Consider the following 6,426-nt stretch of genomic DNA (forward strand, 5'->3'; position numbering starts at 1 on the left):
CTATTTGGCGGTACAATTCGGGAAAATATTGCGATCGGACAACCATCAGCTACCCTAGAAGAAATTATAGAAGCAGCACGACAAGCTGGGGCAGATTTGTTTATTAAAAAGCTGCCGATGGGGTACGAAACGCAAATAGGAGAAGGTGGGGGAATGTTATCTGGAGGACAGAGACAAAGAATTGCGATCGCTCGTGCTTTATTAGGTAATCCCCAACTATTAGTTTTCGACGAAGCTACCAGTCACCTTGATGCTGAATCCGAGCGAATTATTCAGAATAATCTTACCAATATTCGCAAAAATCGTACCACCATAATTATCGCTCATCGCCTCTCCACAGTGCGTAATGCTGACTTAATTTTGGTGCTGGATAAAGGCGTTTTAGTGGAAAGTGGAACTCACGAAGAGTTGATGGCTAAACGCGGTCAATATTTCTATCTGAATCAACAACAATTGGATGTTGCAGCTTGAGATATAGCCAAAACAAAACATCACCGTGTTTTTGTTTCAATCCTGTTGAAATAAACTAATTATTTTCAAATATGCCTAACACATCAAACTCATTTGCTGGATTTGAGCTTAATCACCACGAACTACAAACTTTGTCTAATGAAGCAGAATTTCCTAACTCTACGAATGGCAAAGTTACCCATACTGATGATTGGTCTTATGCTACCAAGGAATTACTCGATAGCTTGCCAAAAACTTGGACGCGAGGATTACTATATTTTTTGGTAATTTTTGTAGCTATTGTTTTACCTTGGTCAATGCTTTACAAGGTTGATGAAACGGGTACTGCTAGAGGAAGACTTGAACTTAAGGGAGATACCGTTAAGCGAGAAGCAGATATTCAAGGTAGCGTTGCAGTTGTTAAAGTGCGCGTTAAAGAAGGAGATGAAATAAAAGCTAACCAGATTTTAGTAGAACTGGATTCTAAATCAGTTCGAGATGAAATTCAGCAGAATGAAATTAAACTGTCAGGTCAACAAAATCGGTTTAGCCAGTTGGAAATCCAGAAAAATCAGTTAGGGATTGCTATTGCTGCTCAACAGCAACAAAACAAAGTTCAAGAATTGGAAAAACAAACACAAGTCGCTCAAGCAGAGCAGAGTTTTGATACGCTCAAAACCGCTTACAACTTTCAAAAAGAAGAGAAAATCGCCCAATTAGCGCAAGCACAGCAGAATTTTGATGCTTTGAAGACTACATACAACTTCCAAAAAGAAGAAAAACTCGCACAAGTTGCTCAAGTAAGGCAAAGTATTGAATCTAGCCAAGCCGCCTATAATTTAGCAGCAGTTCGTTTGGAAAAAGCTCAGGAAAAATTTCAACGCCATAAATTAGCTTTTGATGGAGGTGCAATTTCAAAAGACCGATTTGCAGAAGTAGTACAGTCTGTAGAAGAAAGCTATCAACAACGCCGACAAGCGCAATCGGATATTTCCCAAACACAATCTCGCTTAACAGAACAACAAGGTAGCTATGAAAAGATTATCCATCAAGCTGAGTCTGATATTAAACAAGCTGAACTTCGTCTAAAAGAGCAACAGGGTAACTACCAGAGAATTATTCGTCAGGCTCAATCTGATATTGAGCAAGCCAAGCTGCGTTTGGAAGAACAAAAACGCGGTTATCAAAGCTTGGTTCAATCTGGAAAAATATCTGTCTCGAAAATAGAACAGCAGCTAACCGATTTGAACACACAAATTGCTGCTGCAAAATCGGAAATCGAGCAAACAAAAAATCAGATTAATTCTCTTAAAGAGCAGCTAGAAAAATATCTGATTCGTGCGCCGTTTGATGGCACTATTTTTCAACTTCCTATTACGCGGGAAGGTGCGGTAGTACAACCTAAACAATTGATTGCTGAGATTGCACGAAAGGGAACTCCCCTGGTGTTCAAGGGACAGATTCTTACTTCCGAAAGCGAATCTTTACGCTCAGGTAATCAGCAGAAAGATGCCAATCTGAAATTTGATGAGTATCCTTTCCAAGATTACGAAGTTGTGAAAGGCAAACTGAGTTGGGTATCACCCAATTCTAAGATTACGCAAACAGCGCAAGGAAATCTAACTACTTATGATGTGGAAATTGAATTGTCTCAGAGTTGTATTCAGCCAAAAAGTAAGTGTATTGCTTTCAAGTCGGGTCAACCTGCAACGGCTGAAATAATTATCCGTCAGCGTCGCCTGATTGACTTTATTCTTGACCCGTTTAAGAAGTTGCAAAAAGGCGATTTGAAGCTGTAATTCAGCGGTGCATCTACAAATAATTGAATCAATTTTATATTTCAGGAGAAAGTCATGTCACAAGCTATTACTATTTCCGCTCAAGATATCCTTCATCAAGTCAAGTTATCCTGCCAAATTCCCTCTATTGTCGAGCAAATTGTTACTCGGAAGATAATTATAAATGCAGCAGCAGAGGCGGGTATTAAAGTGGAGGCTGAAGAATTACAGCAAGCAGCAGATAATATTCGGTTAATCAGTAAACTGAAGACTGCTGATGAAACCTGGGAATGGTTGAAGAAAAATTGCCTATCTTTGGATGATTTTGAAGAAATGGTTTACACTAACGTGATTTCTGGGAAATTGGCGCAACATTTGTTTGCATACAAGGTAGAGCCTTGGTTTGTGGAACATCAATTAGATTATGCAGGCGCGGTGATTTATGAAGTGGTTTTGGATGATGAAGATTTGGCGATGGAATTGTTTTATGCTTTGCAAGAGGGGGAAATGAGTTTTCCTGAAGTTGCTCATCAATATATTCAGGATACTGAGTTACGTCGTCGTGGGGGATACCGGGGAGTTGTGCGGCGTAATGAGATGAAGCCGGAGATTTCTGCTGCTGTTTTTGCGGCTAAACCGCCGCAGGTTTTGAAGCCGATTGTGGGTGCTAAGGGGGTATATTTGATTTTGGTTGAGGAAGTGATTAAGCCACAATTGGATGAGAAGTTGCGTTATCAAATTCTTTCTGATTTGTTTCAGAAGTGGATGAGGCAAAAGGTTGATGAAATGAAGGCTACGATAAATATTGCTTTTGATACATAAACTAAACTTAAAAATGCCTTTGGATTCATCCAAAGGCATTACAGTACACTATTAGTAGGTGATTCTGTTTGTGCAAGATCTGAGTTAAGGCAATTTAGGCTTATTCATTAACAAGAGCGATTAGTGAATAAGCCTGTTTTTGGTGGTTTGATACTACCAGTTTATACTGAAATACCAACCGTGACCGCTAAATGAAACACCACCACCACCTAACACGTTAAGACCTTCCTGATTAGTTAGCTCATTAAGGTAACTCTCTGAATCTAGCAACAGTTCGGAACCAGCAGCATGTAGGTCAGAGATTTTAATCGTAGCCATTGTAAATGTCCTCCTAGTTTATGCTATTCAAGCAACCTTGTACTTTTGATTGCTCAACTCTTATATTACCTATTGAACTACTAAAAAATAGGTTTGACAAGACCACAAACCTAGTTGTGGAGACATAAAAATATTAATTATCTGCTTTGATTTTTGAAAAGAGAAACTGCCTATAATAGTAAAATCATATCAATTTATTTTTAATAAATTCTCTTTGGAGGTACAAGCGTCAAAAATTAAAACATTTTTGTCTAAAAAGACTGGATGCTGAAACATTTTCGCATTTGAGTTTTCAAAAGATAAAAAGCCTACTTCTGAACTAAATCAGAAGTAGGCATCGCGATCGCAAAGCTATCCTTTACTATCTACCCAGTTGAGAATTCAAAACCTTAATTATCTCATTAACGCATTTCAGCACCAACATCAGAACTGATTGCCGTTTGTAACCAACCCTGAAACAGCGATTCCAAAACCTGTTCCCTGACTTCACTCAATTCAGCCGCAAACCACTTCTCTACTCTCAAAATGTGATATCCTAACTTTGTCTGAATCGGCCCAACTACCTCGCCTTCCTTCGCCTCAGCAACAGCCTTTCCAATCTCCGGTAGCAATTCCGCCAAAAACCGAATCCCCACAAAGCCAGCATTTTGTTGCGACTGCTTCCCCTTCGAGTATTCCAAAGCCAACGCACAGAAAGAACCATTTTCCACCCGCAGCGCTTGGGCAATTTTCAATGCTTCTGTCAAATCGCGCACTAAAATTTGAGACAGAGCCACCCGCCGATAATCATCCCGGCTGGTTATGTAATGATTATCTACCGCTTCCCCAAAAAGATGCTCTTTCAACTTCTGCGTCAGTAACGATACTCGAATTCCTTGCGACCAATCTTCTACACTAATTCGCTGTTGTTTCAGCCAAGCCAAGGTTTCAGACGCACCCAGCAACTTGTGTTCCAAGCGAAAAGCATCCCCTGCTGCTTGCAATTCTTCATCAGAAATAGTGATGCCAAGCTGTTGGCAGGCTGACAAAATTAGGGTATCCCGTTCAGCCAGTGCTGCGATTTCAGCAAATTTGAAAGAATGACGCAGGTAGGCAACAACAGCTTCATCAGTTGCAGGAGAAATTTCTGGCAATACCAATTTTTCCAAAGTTTCTGGCATGGTTTTATCCTATGTACTTGACAAAATCAACTAAGTGATGGTTAAGAATGAGAAACAGGGTTTCTTTTGTTCAAAGAGTTCCGATATTTTGGTGTTCCAAACCAAAGAAACCCCGTTTCTGGTGTTTTAGGGCTGTAAGCGATCGCAATTAAGCACAGTACAGCAATCGTTCCGGCGGCACTTCTTGCACCTTCAAACGGTTACGGTGCAAATCGCCATAAACATTGAGATAATCCAATTCAGCAGGCGTTAATTTACCTTTTTGAACACCTGCGATCGCAACATCAATCTCTTCCCGGCTTCGCAACCCAGTCAAACAGACATCCACGCAGTTTTGGCTCAAAGAATAGCGATACAAATCCGGTACAGAAGGTTGCCAACATCCCGCAGGTAAACCAGCCGGAATATCCCAAAGCGCACCGGAATGGGAACCTGTAGACTTAAAAGTAACTATTCCCGTTCGCTGTGAATCTCGCGTATTCAACTGATTGAAAATCTGATTTTGAGCAGAACGGTGTGCAACATTATGCCTCACCATCACCACATCTAACAGTGGACTATCCAACCACTGTCGAGCTAAATTGATATCGTGGAACGAAGCCCCTATATAACGCACAGCCCCCATTTTTTTGAGGCGTTCGGAAGTGCCAAACATTCTTTCTATTGTCCGCTGATAAACAGAATTCTTACCTCTTAAATCCGGTGAAAGCTGTAAACAATCTTGTAAAGCTTGATTGTCATTAGTGCCTATCCAACCCCAAAACAACACATCAATGTAATCAATTCTCAGTTCCACAAACTGATCCAATAAAGCTGCCAGTGCTGCTTCTGGACTTTTGATATAAGTCACCGTCGCCAGCACCACTTTCTCTCGCACTGATGAACGGCGATCGCATAATTTTCGCAACGCATCAGCCATCGAACTGTAGATATAGTGGTGCAAGTCACTGGAATAGAAAAAGTAGTTAATTCCACGATCGAAAGCGTAGAGAGTATCCTCACTAGAAATACCGCCGCCACCCCCTAACCCCAAACAGCTAACAGTTAAATCGGTTCGTCCAAGCTTACGATAGAACGGCAAATCAGATTGTGGGGATTTATCAGTTACAGTAGCGATCGCATTTGAAGGGGCGATTAATGGTAAAGCGAGATCGGTTATTTTCATAGTTCTAAAGGTGTGTAAATATCTTCAGAATTCGCATTGAGATAGGCACGCTGCCAGTCAATTCCCACCAGCGAGAAGTGCTGAAAAATAGCAGTCATTCGCGCTTCTGGTAACTCATCTCCTTTCTGCCAAGCTTCCAATAAACCATTAGCCACTATTTGGCAGCGGTTCATCCCGAAGCTTTCTTGGGCTGCAAATTTGCAGTCTGGTTCTTCTGCTAACCCTAAACCAGGCGCTAGCGGTTTTGTAAATAAAGGGATTTCTGTTTTAAAATGTGCTTTCTCCTCTATATAAACAGTTTGTAAAATTAGCCTGACTGCTTCATAGTTGCTTTTTTCAAAGTAAAGAACTCCAGAGTCATAGCGTCCGTAATCACCTGGGTTGTATAACACTTTAAAAGTGAAGGGAATTGAAATAGCGTTCAGCAGGTGAGTCAGCTTACCCATAACTCCAACTGCACCTTCAGGCGTTAAATTAAAGTAAACGCGCACTGTTTCCAAAGGTTTATCTGCATTATGACTTTGGGGCCCCCCATTCCCTACTGCCATGTAAAATCCGTTTTGAACGAAATTTTTGGGCATCCGAATCGCTACAAAATCACCAATGCCAGCGTTTTGTTCGCTTGGTTGAAGATGGCGTTCTCGCTCAATATGTAAAGTCAAACCACCTTTATTTACAGCTAAAGTGCCATCACTTTCTTGCCTCACTACAACCCAATCAGGATCGAAGTAGC

At 40.9% G+C, this 6,426-nt stretch carries 7 protein-coding genes; 3 read left to right on the plus strand and 4 right to left on the minus strand.

What is annotated here, in order from left to right; genetic code table 11:
- The 3 genes from H6S82_RS13920 to H6S82_RS13930 all read left to right on the plus strand — a co-directional run.
- Positions 1 to 471: ATP-binding cassette domain-containing protein (locus tag H6S82_RS13920; RefSeq protein WP_191056325.1), on the plus strand; the 471-nt coding region annotated here is incomplete at its 5' end.
- Positions 472 to 542: 71 nt separating this feature from the next.
- Positions 543 to 2,249, plus strand: coding sequence for an HlyD family efflux transporter periplasmic adaptor subunit (locus H6S82_RS13925; RefSeq protein WP_190462917.1), 1,707 nt, complete (start codon positions 543 to 545; stop codon positions 2,247 to 2,249).
- 54 nt (positions 2,250 to 2,303) lie between these two features.
- Positions 2,304 to 3,050 (plus strand): peptidylprolyl isomerase, encoded by a 747-nt coding sequence (locus H6S82_RS13930; RefSeq protein ID WP_190462918.1) that lies wholly within the window; start codon positions 2,304 to 2,306, stop codon positions 3,048 to 3,050.
- Between the two features lie 153 nt (positions 3,051 to 3,203).
- Here H6S82_RS13930 and H6S82_RS13935 read toward each other — a convergent pair whose 3' ends face one another.
- From H6S82_RS13935 to H6S82_RS13950, 4 genes are all read right to left on the minus strand, one after another.
- Positions 3,204 to 3,368, minus strand: a complete 165-nt coding sequence (locus tag H6S82_RS13935; RefSeq protein ID WP_190462920.1) for a hypothetical protein — start codon at positions 3,366 to 3,368, stop codon at positions 3,204 to 3,206.
- Between the two features lie 401 nt (positions 3,369 to 3,769).
- On the minus strand, positions 3,770 to 4,528 hold the full coding sequence (locus H6S82_RS13940; protein ID WP_190462921.1) for a peptidylprolyl isomerase: 759 nt from the start codon (positions 4,526 to 4,528) through the stop codon (positions 3,770 to 3,772).
- 148 nt (positions 4,529 to 4,676) lie between these two features.
- Positions 4,677 to 5,693 (minus strand): aldo/keto reductase, encoded by a 1,017-nt coding sequence (locus H6S82_RS13945; RefSeq protein WP_190462923.1) that lies wholly within the window; start codon positions 5,691 to 5,693, stop codon positions 4,677 to 4,679.
- Positions 5,690 to 6,426, minus strand: a 737-nt coding sequence (locus H6S82_RS13950) for a T3SS effector HopA1 family protein (RefSeq protein WP_242056940.1), incomplete at its 5' end; no start/stop codon positions are given. The genes H6S82_RS13950 and H6S82_RS13945, both read right to left, overlap by 4 nt.

The sequence above is a fragment of the Planktothrix sp. FACHB-1355 genome, assembly GCF_014748295.1.
Taxonomy (GTDB): domain Bacteria; phylum Cyanobacteriota; class Cyanobacteriia; order Cyanobacteriales; family Aerosakkonemataceae; genus Aerosakkonema; species Aerosakkonema funiforme_A.

Excerpts from the sequence above, each read along its gene's own strand:
- H6S82_RS13925 (WP_190462917.1), top strand. The coding sequence starts at position 543 with ATGCCTAACACATCAAACTCATTTGCTGGATTTGAGCTTAATCACCAC.
- H6S82_RS13940 (WP_190462921.1), bottom strand. The coding sequence starts at position 4,528 with ATGCCAGAAACTTTGGAAAAATTGGTATTGCCAGAAATTTCTCCTGCA.
- H6S82_RS13935 (WP_190462920.1), bottom strand. The coding sequence starts at position 3,368 with ATGGCTACGATTAAAATCTCTGACCTACATGCTGCTGGTTCCGAACTG.
- H6S82_RS13930 (WP_190462918.1), top strand. The coding sequence starts at position 2,304 with ATGTCACAAGCTATTACTATTTCCGCTCAAGATATCCTTCATCAAGTC.
- H6S82_RS13945 (WP_190462923.1), bottom strand. The coding sequence starts at position 5,693 with ATGAAAATAACCGATCTCGCTTTACCATTAATCGCCCCTTCAAATGCG.